This is a genomic window from Prosthecomicrobium pneumaticum (assembly GCF_014199915.1).
Classification (GTDB): domain Bacteria; phylum Pseudomonadota; class Alphaproteobacteria; order Rhizobiales; family Kaistiaceae; genus Prosthecomicrobium; species Prosthecomicrobium pneumaticum.
Genome location: NZ_JACHOO010000001.1, coordinates 396,582 through 415,015, shown reverse-complemented (window position 1 = coordinate 415,015; position 18,434 = coordinate 396,582). Strand labels below are relative to the sequence as shown.

Sequence of the window (18,434 nt, the reverse complement as noted above, 5' to 3'; positions counted from 1 at the left end):
GGCTCTCGCCATGAGTCGCATCGCCGCTGAAGTCGGCTTCGTCCATCTGCGCGTCCACTCGGCCTATTCGCTGCTCGAGGGCGCGCTGCCCCTGAAGGCGCTCGCCAAGCTCGCCGCGGCGGACCGCATGCCGGCGCTCGCCCTCACCGACACGGGCAATCTCTTCGGCGCGCTCGAATTTTCCGAGAAGATGGCCGAGACCGGCATCCAGCCGATCGTCGGCTGCCAGATCGCGGTCGATTTCGACGACGGCTTCGAGCCGTCGCGCCGCCCGGTGCCCGGCCGCAAGCAGCTCGCCGACCTCGTCCTGCTCGCCGCGAGCGAGGAGGGCTACTGGAACCTCGTCCGCCTCGTCTCGCATTCCTTCGTCGCGACGCCGCCCGGCGAGCCGGCGCATGTGCCGTTCGGCCTGATCGAGACGGCGTCCGCCGGTCTGATCGCGCTTTCCGGCGGGCAGAAGGGGCCGCTCGACGTGGCGATCCTCGCCGGCCAGAGCGAACTGGCCGAGACCCGTCTCGGACGCCTGAAGGCGCTGTTCGGCGACCGGCTCTATGTCGAGCTGCAGCGGCACGGCATGCCGCACGAGGCGCGCAGCGAGGCCGAACTCGTCGCGCTCGCCTATCGCCACGACCTGCCGCTCGTCGCCACCAACGAGCCCTTCTTCGCGGCGCGCGAGGATTACGAGGCGCACGACGCGCTGATCGCGATCGCCGAGGGCTCGGTGATCGCCGACGGCAATCGGCGGCGTTTGTCGCCCGAGCACTATTTCAAGTCGCGCGCCGAGATGGTGGCGCTGTTCGAGGATCTGCCCGAGGCGGTGCGCAACACGGTGGAGATCGCGATCCGCTGCGCCTACCGGCCGAAGAAGCGGAAGCCGATCCTGCCGCGCTTCGCCGGCGCCGACGCCGACCCCGAAACGGCGGAGGCCGCGGAGGTGGCGGAGCTGCGCCGCCAGGCGGCGGAGGGGCTCGAGCGGCGGCTCGCTTTCCATGGCTGCGCGCCCGGGCTGACGGTCGAGGCCTATCGCGAGCGGCTCGAGTTCGAGCTCGGCGTGATCGAGCGGATGAAGTTCCCGGGCTACTTCCTGATCGTGTCGGACTTCATCAAATGGGCGAAGGCGCAGGCGATCCCCGTCGGACCGGGCCGCGGCTCGGGTGCTGGCTCGCTCGTCGCCTGGTCGCTCACCATCACCGATCTCGACCCGATGCGCTTCGCGCTGCTCTTCGAGCGCTTCCTCAATCCGGAGCGCGTCTCGATGCCGGACTTCGACATCGACTTCTGCCAGGACCGGCGCGACGAAGTGATCGCCTATGTCCAGCAGAAATATGGCGTCGCGCAGGTCGCCCAGATCATCACCTTCGGCACGCTGCAGGCCCGCGCCGTGCTGCGCGACGTCGGCCGCGTGCTGCAGATGCCCTATGGCCAGGTCGACCGGCTCTGCAAGATGGTGCCGCAGAACCCGGCCAATCCCGTGACGCTCGGCAAGGCGATCGAGGACGAGCCGCGGCTGCGCGAGGCGCGCGACGAGGATCCGCTCGTCGAGAAGCTGCTCGCCATGGCGCAGAAGCTCGAGGGCCTCTACCGCCACGCCTCGACGCACGCCGCCGGCATCGTCATCGGCGACCGGCCGCTCGACCGGCTGGTGCCGATCTATCGCGATCCGCGTTCGGATATGCCGGTCACCCAGTTCAACATGAAATGGGTCGAGAGCGCCGGCCTCGTGAAGTTCGACTTCCTCGGCCTGAAGACGCTGACCGTGCTTGAGACGGCGATCAGGCTGCTCGCAAAGCGCGGCATCACGGTCGATCTCTCCGCGCTGCCGCTCGACGACCGCAAGAGCTACGAGATGCTGGCGCGCGGCGAGACGGTCGGCGTGTTCCAGCTGGAAAGCCAGGGCATGCGCAAGGCCCTCGTCGGCATGCGGCCGGACCGCTTCGAGGACATCATCGCTCTCGTCGCGCTCTACCGGCCGGGCCCGATGGACAACATCCCGACCTACAACGCCCGCAAGCACCGCGAGGAAGAGCCGGACTACCTTCATCCGTCCCTCGAGACGGTGCTGAAGGAGACCTACGGCGTCATCATCTATCAGGAACAGGTGATGCAGATCGCGCAGATCCTGTCCGGCTATTCGCTCGGCGAGGCCGATCTGCTGCGCCGCGCCATGGGCAAGAAGATCAAGGCGGAGATGGACGCGCAGCGCGACCGCTTCGTGCGCGGCGCGGTCGAGCGCGGGCTCGCCAAGGAGCGGGCCGACACGATCTTCGACCTGCTCGCCAAGTTCGCCGATTACGGCTTCAACAAGAGCCATGCGGCGGCCTATGCGCTCGTCGCCTATCAGACCGCCTGGCTGAAAGCCAACCATCCGGTCGAGTTCCTCGCCGCCTCGATGACGCTCGACATGGCGAACACCGACAAGATCAACGACTTCCGGCGGGAGGCGATGCGGCTCGGCATCGCGGTGGAGACACCCGCCGTATCGCGCTCGGGCGTCGATTTCGACGTCGAGGACGGCCGCATCCTCTATGCGCTCGGCGCGATCAAGGGCGTGGGGCGCCAGGCGGCGGAGCACATCGTCGCGATGCGGGACGGCCGCGCCTTCCGCGACATGGCGGACTTCGCGAGCCGGATCAATCCGAAGGTGCTGAACAAGCGTTCGCTCGAATGCCTGATCGCCGCCGGCGCCTTCGACGCGCTCGATGCGGACCGTGCCCGGCTCGTCGCCGGGCTCGACCGGATCGTGGCGGCTGCGGCGGCCCGCATCGAGGGCGAGACGCTCGGCCAGGGCGATCTGCTCGGCGGCGCGACGCAGCGCGATGCGCTCGTGCTGCCGGAAGTCGATTCCTGGCTGCCGGCGGAACGGCTGCAACGCGAACACGCCGCCGTCGGCTTCTACCTGTCGGCGCATCCGCTCGACGAATATGCGCCGGTCCTGAAACGGCAGCGCGTCCAGACCTGGGCGGAGTTCGCGGAAGCCGTGCGGCACGGCGCGATCGCCGGCCGCCTCGCCGGCACGGTGACGGCGCGGCAGGAGCGCAAGACGCGCTCCGGCAACCGGATGGGCATCGTCCAGCTTTCCGATCCGACCGGCCAATACGAGGCGATCCTGTTCGCCGAGGGGCTCAACGAACTGCGCGACGTGCTCGAGCCGGGCCGTTCGGTGATCGTCCAGGTGACGGCCGAGGACAGGCCCGAGGGGGTGAGCGTGCGGATCGTCTCGGCGCGCGCGCTCGACGACATGGCCTCGGGTCTGCGGCAGCTGCGCGTCTTCCTGCGCGACGCCGATCCGATCCGCAGCGTCGAGCGGCATCTGAAGCAGGGCGGCGACGGCGATGTCAGCCTCGTGCTGATGCTCGACGAGGGAAACCGCGAGGTCGAGGTGCAGCTCCCCGGCCGCTACGGCCTGTCGCCGCAGATCGCGAGCGCGCTCCGCGCCGTGCGCGGCGTGGTCGAGGTGGAACTGGTGTAGCCGGCGTGTCACCGGCCGGGCGGCCGGAGAGCGCGGTGCCGCAGCGGGCTCGGACGGACCGGACGGCCGGCGGGGAGGCCGCCGAAGTCGAGATGGCCGAAGTTGGGGCGGCCGAAGCGGGGGCGGCCCGGGTTGGGGGCATGGCGCCTGCACCTGCGCCAGGGAAGGTCGGGCGCGCCCTTCCGCGGCCGCTCGCCGGCGTTCCGTGTCGAGGCGGAGGAGCCTGTTCGTCCCCGTGAAGGGCGCCGAGGGCGGCGGGCGACAACGGGCCGGACCGTCGGCGCCGCGGCGCGGGTTCTGTTGGCGTGCATGAGAGGCGGCGCGGCAGGGGCGGCGGGCGTTTCGAGGCGCCGTTTCGAGGGGCAGCGCCGCACGTCTTCGCGGCTTTCCTTCGCCGAGGCCGGGCGCGCGGCGGGTCTGCGGCGCGGATATGCCGGCGGCGGGGCGGGCGGACGCCGGATGGTGGACGACGCGAGCCGTGCGGCGCGGCCGCATCACGTCGCGGCTTGCAATGCGGCGGGCGGATACCTATAACGCGCGCATTCCACACGTGGGGCTCAGGTTCCCGCGTCGGCTCGTGCCGACTGCCCGAACCATCCGGTGCCGTTCCTCGGAACGGCTTTCCCCGCGGAGGCACAACCGGTAAAGGACCGTTTCGTCATGGCTCTGCCCGATTTCTCCATGCGCCAGCTGCTCGAGGCCGGCGTCCATTTCGGCCACCAGAAGCACCGCTGGAACCCGAAGATGGCGCCGTATCTCTATGGTGTGCGCAACAACATCCACATCATCGATCTGACCCAGACGGTGCCGATGTTCCATCGCGCCCTCCAGGTCATCAGCGACACCGTCGCCGGCGGCGGCCGCGTGCTGTTCGTCGGCACCAAGCGCCAGGCGGCCGACCCGGTCGCCACCGCGGCGCAGCGCTGCGCGCAGTATTATGTGAATTCCCGCTGGCTCGGCGGCATGCTGACCAACTGGAAGACCATCTCGCATTCGATCCAGCGCCTGCGTCAGCTCGACGACATGCTCTCGGGCGAAGTGCACGGCCTGACCAAGAAGGAGCGTCTGACGCTGACCCGCGAGCGCGACAAGCTCGAGGCGGCGCTCGGCGGCATCAAGGACATGGGCGGCCTGCCCGACCTCCTGTTCGTGATCGACACCAACAAGGAAGCGATCGCGATCCAGGAGGCCCGCCGGCTCAATATTCCGGTTGCGGCGATCATCGATTCGAACTCGGATCCGGACGGCATCGCCTTCCCGATTCCGGGCAATGACGATGCCGGCCGCGCGCTGACGCTCTATACCGAGCTCGCTTCGCGCGCCGCGCTCGACGGCCTCTCCCGCGCCGCCGGCCAGTCCGGCATCGACATCGGCGCGAGCGAGGAGGTCGCCGAGGAGGTGCTTCCGGTCGCCGATGAAGCGCCGGCCGAGGCCGCCGCCTGATCTTCACACGACCGCGCTAAGCGGTCGAACGACACACGACGAATCGCGAGCGAGCCGGGCGAGAGCGCCCGGCTCGTCGTTCGATGAGACCACGGAGAGGCAGATGACCATTTCCGCCCAGATGGTGAAGGACCTGCGCGAGAAGACCGGCGCGGGCATGATGGATTGCAAGGCGGCGCTGACGGAAACCAGCGGCGACATCGAGGCGGCGATCGACTGGCTGCGCACCAAGGGCCTCGCCAAGGCCGCGAAGAAGGCCGGCCGCGTCGCCGCGGAAGGCCTGATCGGCGTGGCGAGCGGGGAGACCGCCGCCGTCGTCGTCGAGGTCAATTCCGAGACCGACTTCGTCGCCCGCAACGGCGCGTTCCAGGACCTCGTGCTCAATACGGCGAAGGCCGCGCTCGGCACCGACGGCAGCCTCGAGGCGACCGCGGCCGCGCCCTATCCCGGCGGCGAGACCTCCGTCGAGGAGACGATCAAGGCGGCCGTCGCGACGATCGGCGAGAACATGACGCTGCGCCGCGTCGGCCGCATCGCGGTCGGCGAGGGCGTGGTCGCGACCTATGTCCATTCGGCCGTGGCGCCGAATCTCGGCAAGATCGGCGTGCTCGTCGGCCTCGAATCGACCGGCGATCGCGATCGGCTGCTGCAGTTCGGCCGCCAGGTCGCGATGCACATCGCCGCGACCAACCCGCTCGCGGTGCGCGTCGAGGAAGTCGACCCGGCGGTGGTGGCGCGCGAGCGCGCCGTCTATGCCGAGCAGGCGCGCGAGTCGGGCAAGCCCGAAGCCATCATCGAGAAGATGGTGGATGGCCGCATCCGCAAGTTCTACGAGGAGGTCGTGCTGCTCGCGCAGACCTTCGTCGTCGACCCGGACAATACGGTCGAGAAGGCCGTCGCCGCGCTCTCGAAGGAGCTCGGCGCGCCGGTCGCGATCACGCAGTTCGTCGCCTTCCGCGTCGGCGAGGGCATCGAGCGCGAGGAGAGCGACTTCGCGGCCGAGGTCGCGGCCGCGGCCGGCACGAAGTGATCAGCACCTCCTGTTGAACAGAGAAGGGCGCCGGATGACAGGCCGGCGCCCTTCGTGTATGCGGGGCCGAATTTTGCGAAGGCGGTGGCCATGGCGGGCGTGAGCCGGTTCCGAAGAGTTCTTCTCAAGGTTTCGGGCGAAGCCCTTCTCGGCGATCAGGCTTTCGGCATCGACGACAAGGTCGTCGACCGCATCGCCGGCGAGATCGGCGCCGCGGTCGCGATGGGCGTCGAGGTCGGCCTCGTGGTCGGCGGCGGCAATATCTTCCGCGGCATGACGATCGCGAAGGCGGGCGGCAACCGCGTCGCCGGCGATCACATGGGCATGCTCGCGACCGTTATGAACGCGGTGGCCCTGCACGAGGGCCTCGAACGGCGCAGCGTCGCCTGCCGTATCTTCTCCGCCGTACCGATGCCGACCATCTGCGAGACCTTCTCGCAGCAGCGGGCCGAGAAGGCGATGACGCTCGGCAAGGTCGCGATCTTCGCCGGCGGGACCGGCAATCCGTTCTTCACAACCGATTCCGGTGCGGCGCTGCGCGCGGCCGAAATGGGCTGCGACGCGCTCTTCAAGGGCACGCAGGTCGACGGCGTCTACAGCGCCGACCCCAAGAAAGATCCGAACGCCACCCGTTTCGAACGGATAAGCCACGCCGAAGTACTGGCGCGCGGGCTGCAGGTCATGGATGCCGCCGCCGTGGCGCTTGCCCGCGACAACCGGATTCCGGTAATCGTCTTCTCCATCCAGACGCCGAACGCCTTCGTCGACATCCTGACGGGCGGCGGTCGCGCAACCATCGTCGCGGACGACTGACGGGATCCGCTCCCGCGGCGCCGTCGGCGATGCGACGAGAGTGAGGACGCCCATGAATCTGCTCGACGATCTCAGCCGCCGCATGCACGGCGCCGTGACCTCCTTCAAGGCCGAGCTCGCGGGCCTGCGCACCGGACGCGCCTCCGCCGCGCTGCTCGAGCCCGTCGTCGTCAATGTCTACGGCTCGGCGATGCCGATCAACCAGGTCGCCTCGATCAGCGTGCCCGAGCCGCGCCTGATCGTCGTTCAGGTGTGGGACCGGTCGAACATCCAGGCGGTCGAGAAGGCGATCCGCGAATCGAGCCTCGGCCTCAATCCGGTCGTCGAGGGCGCGACCTTCCGCGTGCCGATTCCCGAGCTCAATGCCGAGCGCCGCCAGGAACTCGTCAAGATCGCGCACAAATATGCCGAGAGCGCACGGGTCGCGGCGCGGCACGTGCGGCGCGACGGCATGGACGCGCTCAAGAAGGCGGAGAAGGACGGCATGGCCGAGGACGAGGTGCGCCGTACGACCGACAAGATTCAGAAGCTGACCGATGATACGATCCACGAGATCGACGCGGTGCTCGCGGCCAAGGAGGCCGAGATCAAGCAGGTCTGACGGCGGTCGATGACGGGCGGTGCCGACGCGATGAGTTCCAATGCCGATCCATTCGGCGTGCCGCAGGTGGCCGCGCCGCGTCCGCCGCGCCATGTCGCCATCATCATGGACGGCAACGGCCGCTGGGCCGCCGCGCGCGGCCTGCCGCGCACCGAGGGTCATCGGCGGGGTGTCGAGGCGCTGCGCCGCACCATCGGCGCCGCGATCGAGTTCGGCATCGGCACGCTCACCGTCTTCAGCTTCTCGTCGGAGAACTGGTCGCGGCCCCCGGCCGAGGTGCAGTTCCTGTTCGGCCTGCTGCGGCTCTTCATCCAGCGCGACCTCGCGGACCTGCACGAGCGCGGTGTCCGCGTCACCGTGATCGGCGCGCGCGACGCGCTGCCCGGTGACATACGCGGTCTGATCGAGCAGGCGGAGGGTCTCACCGCCGCGAACCGCGCGCTCGAACTCGTCGTCGCGTTCAATTACGGCGCCCGCGACGAGATCGCCCGCGCCGCCCGTCGGATCGCCGAGGATGTCGCCGCAGGGCGGCTCGACGCCGGCGCGGTCGACGAGACGGCCCTGTCGACCCGGCTCGACACGGCGCGCTTTCCCGACCCCGATCTGATCGTGCGGACGAGCGGCGAGATGCGGCTGTCGAACTTCCTGCTCTGGCAGTCGGCCTATGCCGAGTTCGTCTTCACGCCGGTGCTGTGGCCGGATTTCGACCGCGAGACCCTGCGTGCGGCGCTCGATGAGTATGCCGGCCGTGCGCGCCGGTTCGGCGGGATCGCCGCGCGGAGCGGAGCATGACCGAACGCGAGGGCGGCGCCACGCCCGCCGCTCCGGCGCGCAGCGATCTGCGGCTCCGGCTGATCTCGACCGCCGTGCTCGCGCCTCTGGCGCTCGCCGCGGCATGGTGGGGCGGGGTGCCGGGCTATCTCGTCGCCGGCATCGCCGCGGTGATCGTCTTCCATGAATGGATGGGGATCGGCGGAGCTCCGTTCCGCCGGCCGGGCGCGTTGCTCGCGGCGCTCCTCGTGCTCGCCGCACCGCTCGTCGGCGGGCTCGTCGATCTGTCGCTCGGACTTGCCGCGCTCGCCGTCGCAGCGGCCGTCGGCGCGGCGCTCGACCGCTCCGCCTGGCTCGCCGGCGGCGTCGCCTATGCCGGTGCGCTCGGCATCGGGCTCACGGCGCTGCGCATGGACCAGAGTTTCGGCGCGGCGGCGCTCCTCATCCTTTTCGTCCTCGTCTGGGGCACGGACAGCTGCGCCTATTTCGTCGGCCGCGCCGTGGGGGGGCCGAAACTCTGGCCGGCCGTGTCGCCGAAGAAGACATGGTCCGGGTTTTTCGGCGGTCTGATCGGCGGCGTCGGTCTCGCGCTCGTCGTCGCGTCGCTGGTCGAGGCTCGGATCGCGCCGGCGCTCGTCGTCGTGCTCGCGGCGCTCTCGCTCGCTTCGCAGGCCGGCGATCTGTTCGAATCGAGCCTCAAGCGGCATTTCGGCGTCAAGGATGCGAGCGGACTCATTCCGGGTCATGGCGGGCTGATGGATCGTGTCGACGGCCTGATCTTCGCGGCCGCGGCCGCTGCGGCACTCGGCTGGATGCGCGCCGGGGCGGACCAGATCGCGAACGGGGCATTCCGATGGTGAGCACGCCGGCGCCGCGCGGCGCGCGCGCGGCGCGGTCCGGCCCGCGGCGGATCACCCTGCTCGGGGCGACAGGCTCGATCGGCCGCAGCGCGGCCGATATCGTGCAGCAGCAGCCCGAGCGCTTCGTGGTCGAGGCCGTGACGGCCAACGGCAATGCCGAGGCACTCGCCGAGACGGCGAAAAGCCTCGGCGCGCGTCTCGCCGTGGTCGCCGATCCGGCGGCCTATGACGATCTCGTCGCGGCGCTCGCCGGCAGCGGGATCGAGGCGGCGGCCGGCGCGGCGGCGGTCGTCGAGGCCGCGGCCCGGCCGGCAGATCTCGTCGTCGCCGGGCTCGTCGGGTCGATCGGCCTCGCGCCGACGCTGGCGGCGATCGAGGCGGGCGCCGATATCGCGCTCGCCAACAAGGAGTGCCTGGTCTGCGCCGGCGGCCTGTTCCTCGCCGCCGCCGAGCGGGCAGGGGTTCACATCCTGCCGGTCGATTCGGAGCACAACGCCGTCTTCCAGGCGCTCGATGCGGAGAACTGTGGCGCGGTCGAACGGATCGTGCTGACCGCCTCGGGCGGCCCGTTCCGGACCTGGACGCACGAGCAGATGCGCCGCGCCACGGCGGCGGAGGCGTTGCGCCATCCCAACTGGTCGATGGGCCGGAAGATCTCGATCGATTCGGCGACGCTGATGAACAAGGGCCTCGAAGTGATCGAGGCCCACCATCTCTTTGCTGCGCCCGCCGAGCAGCTCGAAGTACTCGTCCACCCACAGTCGGTGGTGCACGGCATGGTGGTTTATGCCGACGGTTCGGTGGTCGCCCAGCTCGGCGCGGCCGACATGCGGATTCCGATCGCGCATTGCCTCGCCTGGCCCGAGCGCGTCGCGGTCGCGACGCCGCGGCTCGACCTGACGGCGGTCGGCACCTTGACCTTCGAAAAGCCGGATTCCGACCGTTTCCCTAGTCTCGCGCTCGCCTACGAGGCGCTCCGTGCCGGCGATTGGGCGACGACGGTTCTGAATGCGGCGAACGAGGTCGCGGTCGAGGCTTTCCTCGACGGGGCGATCGGATTTCTCGACATTGCATCCGTCGTCCGCGATGGCCTCGATCGGGCGGCTGGGGCGCGTGTGGAGAATGGCGCGACGATCGCCGATACCCTGGCGCTCGACGCCGCGGCGCGGCGCTACGCCGCCGAGGCGGCGCGGCGCCGGACGGTTCTGGTGGGCTGAGACAGATCGGGCTGCGGTGCCCGGGGGCGGAGCGAGAGCGGGACATGGAGTTTCTCGGCGGTATCGAGAGTTTCGGATCGGCCACGCTCGGCTATCTGCTTCCCTTCCTCTTCGTTCTCACGACGGTCGTGTTCTTCCACGAACTCGGCCATTTCCTCGTCGCGCGCTGGTGCGGCGTCGGGGTGCGGGTCTTCTCGATCGGCTTCGGTCCGGAACTGATCGGCTTCAACGACCGGCGCGGAACGCGTTGGCGGATTTCGGCGATCCCGCTCGGCGGCTATGTGAAGTTCCACGGCGACGAAGGCGAGGCGAGCACGCCGGACCGGCCGGCGCTCGCAAGGATGAGCGAGGCGGAGCGAAGCACCACCTTCGCCGCCAAGACGGTCTGGCAGCGGGCGGCGATCGTCGCCGCCGGGCCGATCGCCAATTTCATTCTCGCGATCGCGATCTTCGCGGCGCTCTTCACGCTTTATGGCCGCGAGACGACGAGCGCGCGGGTCGATACGATCGTCCCCGGGACGGCGGCCGAGCGCGCCGGGTTCCAGCCGGGCGACACCGTCGTCGCGATCGACGGCGCGCCGGTCTCGAGCTTCAACGATCTGCAGCGAATCGTCAGCGGCAGCGCCGGCAGCGACCTCGCCATCACGGTCGAGCGCCAGGGCGGCACCGTCACGCTCCATGCGACGCCGGAGCTGCGTGAAGTTCGCGACCGATTCGGCAATGTCCACCGGATCGCCCAGCTCGGCCTGTCGCGTACCAATGATCCGTCCTCGATCGTCGTCGAGCGATTCGACCTGCCGCAGGCGATCGTGCTCGGCGCCGAGGAAACCTGGTTCGTCGTCGCGCGCACCGGGGTCTATCTGCGCGACGTGCTGATCGGGCGCGAATCGGCCGACCAGCTCGGCGGGCCGATCCGCGTCGCCCAGGTCTCGGGCCAGGTCGCGACGCTCGGATTCACCGCGCTCATCCATCTCGCCGCCGTGTTGTCGGTCTCGATCGGGCTGATCAATCTGTTCCCGATTCCGATGCTCGACGGCGGCCATCTCCTCTTCTACCTGATCGAGGCTGTCCGTGGCCGTCCGCTGTCCGAGCGGGCACAGGACATCGGCTTCCGGATCGGTCTCGCGGCGGTGTTGATGCTGATGCTCTTCACCACTTGGAACGACATTATTCATTTGAGTTCTCTTTAGTTTCGGGGTTTCCTACGTGGCGGGCGGGCAACGCTTCGGCGGAATCGGGAGGGCGGCAAGGCGGTTGTCTTGCGCCCTTCGCAAAAGCCTGCCACAAGGCGGTGTGTGGTGGTCCGATCGAGCTAGTCCGCAAGGATGGCTCCGGGGGTCGGACCTGGGAGTATCGAAAGAGCAGGGCGTCTGACGCGATGAAGAAGACGATGACTGTCGCGCGCGGGGTGGCGCGGATCGCGCTGATGACGGTGGCGGTGCCGGTATTGGCAGCCCAGACCGGCGTCCTCGGCTCTCTGTCGGCGGAGGCTGCGGTCATCCGCAGCGTCGTCGTTCAGGGCAATCAGCGCGTCGATTCGGAGACGGTTCGCAGCTACGTCCTGATCCAGCCCGGGCGGAATTTTGGCCCCGCGGACATCGACAGGTCGGTGCAGGCGCTCTATGCGACGGGCCTCTTTTCCGATGTCTCGATCACCCAGCGCGGCAATTCGCTGGTCGTGAAGGTGTCCGAGAATGCGGTGGTCGGCACCGTCCGCTTCCAGGGCAACAAGAAGATCAAGCGCGCTATGCTCGAGGGGCTGCTCGAGACGAAGCCGCGCGCCGTGGTCACCGACGCCAAGCTCCAGGGCGATGTCGAGCGCATCAAGGGCTATTATCAGCACACCGGCCGCGCACAGGCCGATGTTCGGGCCGAGACCACGCCGCGCGACAATGGCCGCGTCGACGTCACCTTCGTGATCACCGAGGGGTCGCGCACGGGCATCTCGGATATCGAGTTCGTCGGCAACAAGGCCTTCTCGGACGGCCGGCTGCGCAGCGTCATCCAGACCAAGGAGACGAATTTCCTCTCCTGGTTCACGAAGCGCGACGTCTATGACGACGCCAAGCTCGCCGCCGACCAGGAGCTGCTCCGCCGCTTCTATCTGCGCAGCGGCTATGCGGATTTCCGCGTCGTCTCGGCCGAGCCGACCTTCGACGAGGCGCGCAACAAATACGTCATCACCTTCACGATCGAAGAAGGTCCGCGCTATAAGTTCGGTGCGGTCAATGTCGACTCGTCGATCCCCGAGGTTTCCGCCGACAGCCTGAAGGATGTGGTCAAGACCAAGTCGGGCCGCACTTTCAACGCTCTGCTCATCGAGCGCACGCTCGAGGACATGACCTACGCGATCGCCAAGACCGGCTATTCCTTCGCGCAGGTTCGGCCGCGCGCAGACCGCAACTACGAGACCAATACGATCGACATCACCTATATGGTGGACGAGGGGCCGCGGCTCTATGTCGAACGGATCGACGTGCGCGGCAACGACAGGACGCGCGACTACGTCATCCGGCGCGAATTCGATATGGCCGAGGGTGACGCGTATAATCGCGTCCTAGCCGATCGTGCCGAACGTCGCCTGCGCAATCTGGGCTACTTCAAGTCGGTCAACGTGACCACCGAGCCCGGCTCCTCGCCGGACCGCGTCGTGATCGTCGTCAATGTCGAGGATCAGTCGACCGGCTCGTTCACGGTCGGTGGCGGCTATTCGACCGATGACGGCTTCATCGCCGAAGTGTCCATGCAGGAGAAGAACTTCCTCGGCCGTGGTCAGTATCTGAAGATCACGGTGGGCGGCGGCGAGAACTCGCAGAACTTCAATATGTCGTTCACCGAGCCGTATTTCCTCGGCCGGCGGATGGCGCTCGGCTTCGACGCCTTCTACCAGACCTCGGACGACACCAACGATCGTCCCTACAATCTCGACAGCTATGGCGGCACGCTCCGTCTCGGCCTGCCGATCACCGACGATCTCGACGTCCAGTTCAACTACAAGCTCGCCAACCGCGACGTGAGTGCGCGGACGGGAGTTACCGACACGGACGCCTTGAAGGCGATCTATGGCGATGGCGAGTATCTCAACTCGTCGATCGGCTATCAGGTCACCTACTCGACGATCGACAACAAGCAGGACCCGCGCGACGGCCTCTATTTCCGCCTGAACCAGGACTTTGCGGGCGTCGGTGGCGACGGCCAGTGGGTCAAGACGACCGCGGATGCGCGCTACTATAAGGAAGTGGTGCCGGAGACGGGCATCGTCGGCTTCCTCAAGATCGGCGCGGGCAACATCACCGGCTGGGGCGACGACGTCGCGATCCTCGACAACTTCTTCAAGGGTGGCGAGACGATCCGTGGCTTCAAGGCCCGCGGCTACGGTGCGCGCTATGACGGCGTCAACGACAGCTACGCGCTCGGCGGCAAGAACTACGTGAATGCCACGGCGGAAGTGCAATTCCCGATGCCGCTGGCGCCGTCCGATCTCGGTCTGCGCGGCGCGGTCTTCGCCGATGCCGGCACGCTGTTCGATGTCGACCGGCCGTCGGGTCTCGCGGGCGAGATCCACGACGATGCGTCGATCCGTTCGTCGGTCGGTGCGTCGATCCTGTGGAATTCGCCCTTCGGTCTGCTTCGTGCGGACTTCGCGCAGGCGCTCACCAAGGAAAGCTACGACGAGGAGCAGTTCTTCCGCTTCTCCGCTGGCACCCAGTTCTAATCTTCGCTATGACGAAGCGAGGGGCCGCCGAACTGTCGGCGGCCCCTTTGCTTTGTCGGAACGCTCCATGGCAGATCCCGTCTTCTTCAGAGCGGCGCAGGCCATGCCGCTCGGCGTCGTCGCCGAGCTGACCGGCGCATCCCTGCTCAGGCCCGAGTTGGCGGGCCGTCTCGTCAGCGGCGTCGCGCCGCTCGATTCGGCCGGGCCAAGTGACCTCACCTTCCTCGACAATGCCCGCTATGCCGGGCAGTTGGCCGCGACCCGCGCGGGGGGCTGTTTCCTCGCCCGGCGTTTTGCGGACGGACTGCCCGCCGATGTCGCCGGACTGATCACCGACCGGCCGCACGAGGCGTATGTGGCGGCCCTCCGCCGGCTCTTTCCCGAGGCGCTGCGGCCCTTGCCGGTCACCAGCGGGGCGGGCGTCGCGGCGGGCGCCCATGTCGATCCGACGGCGCGGCTCGAGCCGGGCGTGCGCGTCGAGCCGGGTGCGGTGATCGGCGCGGCGGCCGAGATCGGCGCCGGCAGCCTGATCGGGCCGGGCGCGGTGATCGGGCCGGAGGTGCGGATCGGACGCGACAGCACGATCGGTGCCGGCGCGACCGTCGTCCACGCGCTGATCGGCAACCGGGTGATCCTGCATCCGGGCGTGCGGATCGGTCAGGACGGCTTCGGCTATCTGATGAGCCCGCGCGGCCACGCCAAGATCCCGCAGATCGGCCGCGTGGTGATCCAGGACGACGTCGAGATCGGCGCCAACACGACGGTCGATCGCGGGGCCAACCGCGACACGGTGGTGGGCGAGGGGACGAAGATCGACAATCAGGTCCAGATCGGCCACAACGTCGTCATCGGACGCCATTGCGTCATCGTTGCGCAGGTCGGCATTTCCGGCAGTGCGACGCTCGAGGATTTCGTGGCGATCGGCGGCCAGTCGGGCGTCAACGGCCATGTCCGGATCGGGATGGGCGCCCAGATCGCCGCGGTGAGCGTGGTCAAGGACGACGTGCCGGCGGGCGCGCGCTATGGCGGCGTGCCGGCCCGGCCGATCAAGGAATGGTATCGCGCCGAGATGACCCTGCAGCGCCTCGCGCGCGGTGGCGGGGCGGGCGGGCGGACGCCCGGCGGCGAACAGTGACGGAGCAGGGGATGACCGCGACGACGCTCGAATCGATCGATATCATCAAGCTGCTCGAATACCTGCCGCACCGCTATCCTTTCCTGATGGTGGACCGGATCGGCGAGATCGATGGCGACAATTCGGCTGTCGGTTACAAGAACGTGACGTTCAACGAGCCGCATTTCCTCGGCCATTTCCCCGGTCGCCCCGTCATGCCGGGCGTGCTGATCATCGAAGGCATGGCCCAGACCGCGGGCGCCATCTGCATCGCGGCGCAACATGCCGCGGACGGCCCGCCCTCGCTCGTCTATTTCATGACGATCGACGCGGCGAAGTTCCGCAAGCCGGTCGTGCCCGGTGACGTGCTCGAATATCATGTCCGCAAGCTGCGCCGGCGCAGCAACATCTGGCGCTTCGAGGGCATCGGCATGGTCGCCGGCGCCAAGGTCGCCGAGGCGGAGATCAGCGCCATGATCGTAGAACGGTAACCGACCACCATGCCCGTCATTCATCCCTCGGCGATCGTCGAGGACGGAGCCGTCCTCGCGGACGATGTCGAGATCGGCGCCTATGCCTATGTCGGCGCTCACGTTTCGCTCGCCGACGGTGTGCGGCTCCATCATCATGCCTCGATCGTCGGCCACACGTCGATCGGCGCCCGCACCACGGTGTTCCCCTTCGCCTCGCTCGGCACGCCGCCGCAATCGGTGCACTACAAGGGCGAGCCCGGCCGCCTGACGATCGGCGCCGACTGCCAGATCCGCGAACACGTGACGGTCAATATCGGCACGGCTGGCGGCGGCATGGAGACGACGATCGGCGAGCGCTGCTTCCTGATGGTCGGCTCGCATGTCGCGCATGACTGTCATGTCGGCAACAATGTCATCTTCGCCAATAATGCGACGCTCGGCGGGCATGTCGTGGTGGGCGATTTCGTCTTTTTCGGCGGGCTCGCCGCGGTGCATCAGTTCGTCCGCATCGGCGAGCAGGCGATGATCGGCGGCGTCTGCCCGATCCGCCACGACGTGATTCCGTTCGGCGCGGTCCGGGACGGTGCGGACGGGCTCGGCGGCCTGAACATCATCGGCCTCAAGCGGCGCGGTTTCGACCGGCCGACGATTCATGCGCTGCGCGCCGCCTATAAGGCGATCTTCTACGGCAGCGGTTCGCTCGACGATCGGGTGGAACGAGCCGCGGAGCGCTTCGCCGATAACGCGCCGGTCATGCGGGTCGTGGAGTTCATCCGAACCGCGGGCAAACGCCAGATCACCGTGCCGAGCCACGTCGAGACCGATGACGGAGACGACGACTGAGGCCCGCGCCGGGGTCGGCGAGCCGCTCGCTGTCGTCTGCGGCGGCGGCCGGTTCCCGTTCGCCGTCGCGCAGGCGGCGACCCGCGCCGGCCGTTCCGTCACGCTCTTTCCGATCCGCGGCTTCGCCGACCCGTGGGTCGAGGAATGGCCGCACGAATGGGTGCCGCTCGGCGCCTTCGGGGCGCTGTCCGCCGCGATCCGGCGGGCCGGATGCCGCGACGTGGTGATCGTCGGCGCGCTGACGCGGCCGCGCCTCCTCGACATCCGGCTCGATTTCACGACGGTCCGCCTGCTGCCGCGCATCGCCCGGCTGTTCCGCGGCGGCGACGATCATCTCCTCTCCGGGGTCGGCGCGATCTTCGAGGAGGCGGGCTTCCGGCTGCGTGGTGCGCATGAGATCGCGCCGGGCATCCTGGTGCCGGAGGGGCGGCTCGGCGCGCGCGCCTTCGACGAGGCGATGGCGGCCGACGCCCGGCTCGGCCTTGCGGCGCTCGCCGCGCTCGGCCCTTACGATGTCGGCCAGGCCCTCGTCGTGATCGGCGGCCACGTCGTGGCGGTGGAGGCGGCGGAGGGCACCGACCTGATGCTGGAGCGTGTCGCGGATCTGCGCCGGCGCGGCCGGCTGAAGACGGCGCCGGGGCGCGGCGTGCTCGTCAAGGCGCCGAAGCCCGGTCAGGACCGGCGGATCGATCTGCCCTCGGTCGGGCCGCAGACCGTCGAGCGCACGGCTGCCGCGGGTCTCGGCGGGCTGGCGCTCGAGGCGGGCGGCGTGATTGCGGCCGATCTCCAGGCGATGATCGAGGCGGCGGATCGCGCCGGTCTCGCCCTCGCCGGGCTGGCGCCGCGATGAGCGCCGTTCCCGCCGGCCGGCCGCTCGATGTGTTCATCATCGCCGGCGAGCATTCCGGCGACGCGCTCGCCGCGCCCTTGATGGCGGCGCTCGCGGCAGGGCCGAACGGCGCGCGCTTTCGGGGCGTCGGCGGCCCGCTGATGGCGGGGGAGGGGCTCGCCTCGTTCTTCCCGATGGACGACCTCACGGCGATCGGCATCGGCGAGGTGCTCGGCAAGCTGCCGACCATTCTGCGCCGGCTGAAGGAGACGGTGGCCGCCATTCTCGCGGCACCGCCCGACGTGCTCGTGCTCGTCGACGCCCCGGACTTCACCCATCGCGTCGCGGCCCGCGTGCGGCGGCGTCTCCCGGACCTGCCGATCGTCAAATATGTCGCGCCGACGGTCTGGGTGTGGCGGAAGGGGCGGGCGAAGGCGATGGCCGGCCCGATCGACCATGTCCTCGCCGTGCTCCCCTTCGAGCCCGCGGTGATGCACCGGCTCGGCGGTCCACCGACGAGCTATGTCGGCCATCCGCTGGTGACCGAAGCCGCGGCCCTGCGGCCGGACGCGGCGGAGGCGGCCCGCCGCACTGCGGCGCCGCCGCTCGTCCTCGTGCTGCCGGGAAGCCGCCGGTCCGAACTGAAGCGGCTCGGCGCAATCTTCGGCGCGACCCTCGGCGCGTACGCAGCGCGCCAGCCGGGCGAGTTCGTCCTGCCGACACTGCCGCGGCTGCGGCCGATGGTCGAGGCGCTGGTCGCGACATGGCCGGTGCCGGTCCGCGTCGTCGATGGCGACGCGGAGCGGCGGGCGGCCTTCCGGGCCGCCCGGGCGGCGCTCGCCGCCTCGGGCACGGTGACGCTCGAACTGGCGCTCGCCGGCGTCCCCCTCGTCGCCGCCTACCGCATCCCGAAATGGGAGGAGGCGATCGCCCGGGTGATGCTCGACGTGCCCTCCGTGATCCTCGCCAATCTGGTGCTCGGCGAGAACGCCGTGCCGGAATTTCTGCAGGCTGATTGCCGGCCCGACCGGCTCTCCGCCGCCCTTGCGGCGATCGTGGCCGAGGGCCCGCAGCGGGCGCGCCAGACGGAGGCCTTCGCCCGGCTCGACACGGTCATGGGGGTCGGCCGGCTGACGCCGAGTCGCCGGGCAGCCGAGATCGTCCGCGCCGTCGCGCTCGACCGGCTGACGCCCGCGTCCTGAGCCGCTCCGACCGGCCTCAATGAGAAAGGGCGCCCGCGGGCGCCCTTCGTCGTT

14 protein-coding genes and 1 pseudogene are annotated in these 18,434 nt (G+C 69.2%); all 15 read left to right on the top strand.

Annotated features, from left to right (window positions below; all coding sequences use genetic code 11):
* Positions 1–10 precede the first annotated feature (10 nt).
* Positions 11–3,469, top strand: a complete 3,459-nt coding sequence (gene dnaE, locus GGQ63_RS01855) for a DNA polymerase III subunit alpha (RefSeq protein ID WP_183851890.1) — start codon at positions 11–13, stop codon at positions 3,467–3,469.
* A gap of 660 nt (positions 3,470–4,129) precedes the next feature.
* Positions 4,130–4,909 (top strand): annotated as a pseudogene (gene rpsB / locus GGQ63_RS01850) (30S ribosomal protein S2); the annotation flags it as partial.
* Between the two features lie 106 nt (positions 4,910–5,015).
* Positions 5,016–5,942: a translation elongation factor Ts gene (gene tsf, locus GGQ63_RS01845; protein ID WP_183851887.1), complete on the top strand. Its 927-nt coding sequence runs from the start codon at positions 5,016–5,018 to the stop codon at positions 5,940–5,942.
* A 90-nt stretch (positions 5,943–6,032) separates the two neighbouring features.
* Positions 6,033–6,755, top strand: coding sequence for a UMP kinase (pyrH, locus tag GGQ63_RS01840; RefSeq protein WP_183851885.1), 723 nt, complete (start codon positions 6,033–6,035; stop codon positions 6,753–6,755).
* 52 nt (positions 6,756–6,807) lie between these two features.
* A complete protein-coding gene (gene frr, locus GGQ63_RS01835) occupies positions 6,808–7,356 on the top strand; it encodes a ribosome recycling factor (RefSeq protein WP_183851884.1) in 549 nt (182 codons plus the stop codon).
* A gap of 30 nt (positions 7,357–7,386) precedes the next feature.
* Positions 7,387–8,148, top strand: a complete 762-nt coding sequence (locus tag GGQ63_RS01830; protein ID WP_183852606.1) for an isoprenyl transferase — start codon at positions 7,387–7,389, stop codon at positions 8,146–8,148.
* Positions 8,145–8,987 (top strand): phosphatidate cytidylyltransferase, encoded by an 843-nt coding sequence (locus GGQ63_RS01825; RefSeq protein WP_183851883.1) that lies wholly within the window; start codon positions 8,145–8,147, stop codon positions 8,985–8,987. The genes GGQ63_RS01830 and GGQ63_RS01825 overlap by 4 nt, the downstream gene beginning before the upstream one ends.
* A complete protein-coding gene (locus GGQ63_RS01820) occupies positions 8,984–10,204 on the top strand; it encodes a 1-deoxy-D-xylulose-5-phosphate reductoisomerase (protein ID WP_425502047.1) in 1,221 nt (406 codons plus the stop codon). Before GGQ63_RS01825 ends, GGQ63_RS01820 begins: the two co-directional genes overlap by 4 nt.
* A gap of 44 nt (positions 10,205–10,248) precedes the next feature.
* Positions 10,249–11,394 (top strand): RIP metalloprotease RseP, encoded by a 1,146-nt coding sequence (gene rseP, locus GGQ63_RS01815; protein WP_183851881.1) that lies wholly within the window; start codon positions 10,249–10,251, stop codon positions 11,392–11,394.
* A gap of 200 nt (positions 11,395–11,594) precedes the next feature.
* A complete protein-coding gene (gene bamA, locus GGQ63_RS01810; protein ID WP_183851880.1) occupies positions 11,595–13,919 on the top strand; it encodes an outer membrane protein assembly factor BamA in 2,325 nt (774 codons plus the stop codon).
* A 67-nt stretch (positions 13,920–13,986) separates the two neighbouring features.
* On the top strand, positions 13,987–15,054 hold the full coding sequence (gene lpxD, locus GGQ63_RS01805) for a UDP-3-O-(3-hydroxymyristoyl)glucosamine N-acyltransferase (RefSeq protein WP_183851879.1): 1,068 nt from the start codon (positions 13,987–13,989) through the stop codon (positions 15,052–15,054).
* Between the two features lie 11 nt (positions 15,055–15,065).
* On the top strand, positions 15,066–15,524 hold the full coding sequence (fabZ, locus tag GGQ63_RS01800) for a 3-hydroxyacyl-ACP dehydratase FabZ (protein ID WP_183851878.1): 459 nt from the start codon (positions 15,066–15,068) through the stop codon (positions 15,522–15,524).
* 9 nt (positions 15,525–15,533) lie between these two features.
* Positions 15,534–16,349, top strand: a complete 816-nt coding sequence (gene lpxA, locus GGQ63_RS01795; protein WP_183851877.1) for an acyl-ACP--UDP-N-acetylglucosamine O-acyltransferase — start codon at positions 15,534–15,536, stop codon at positions 16,347–16,349.
* Entirely contained in the window at positions 16,330–17,199 is an 870-nt protein-coding gene (locus GGQ63_RS01790; RefSeq protein ID WP_183851876.1) for an LpxI family protein, read from the top strand. The genes lpxA and GGQ63_RS01790 overlap by 20 nt, the downstream gene beginning before the upstream one ends.
* The gene (gene lpxB / locus GGQ63_RS01785; protein ID WP_183851875.1) at positions 17,196–18,380 is read left to right on the top strand and encodes a lipid-A-disaccharide synthase; all 1,185 of its coding nucleotides are present in this window, start codon (positions 17,196–17,198) and stop codon (positions 18,378–18,380) included. The genes GGQ63_RS01790 and lpxB overlap by 4 nt, the downstream gene beginning before the upstream one ends.
* Positions 18,381–18,434: the final 54 nt, after the last annotated feature.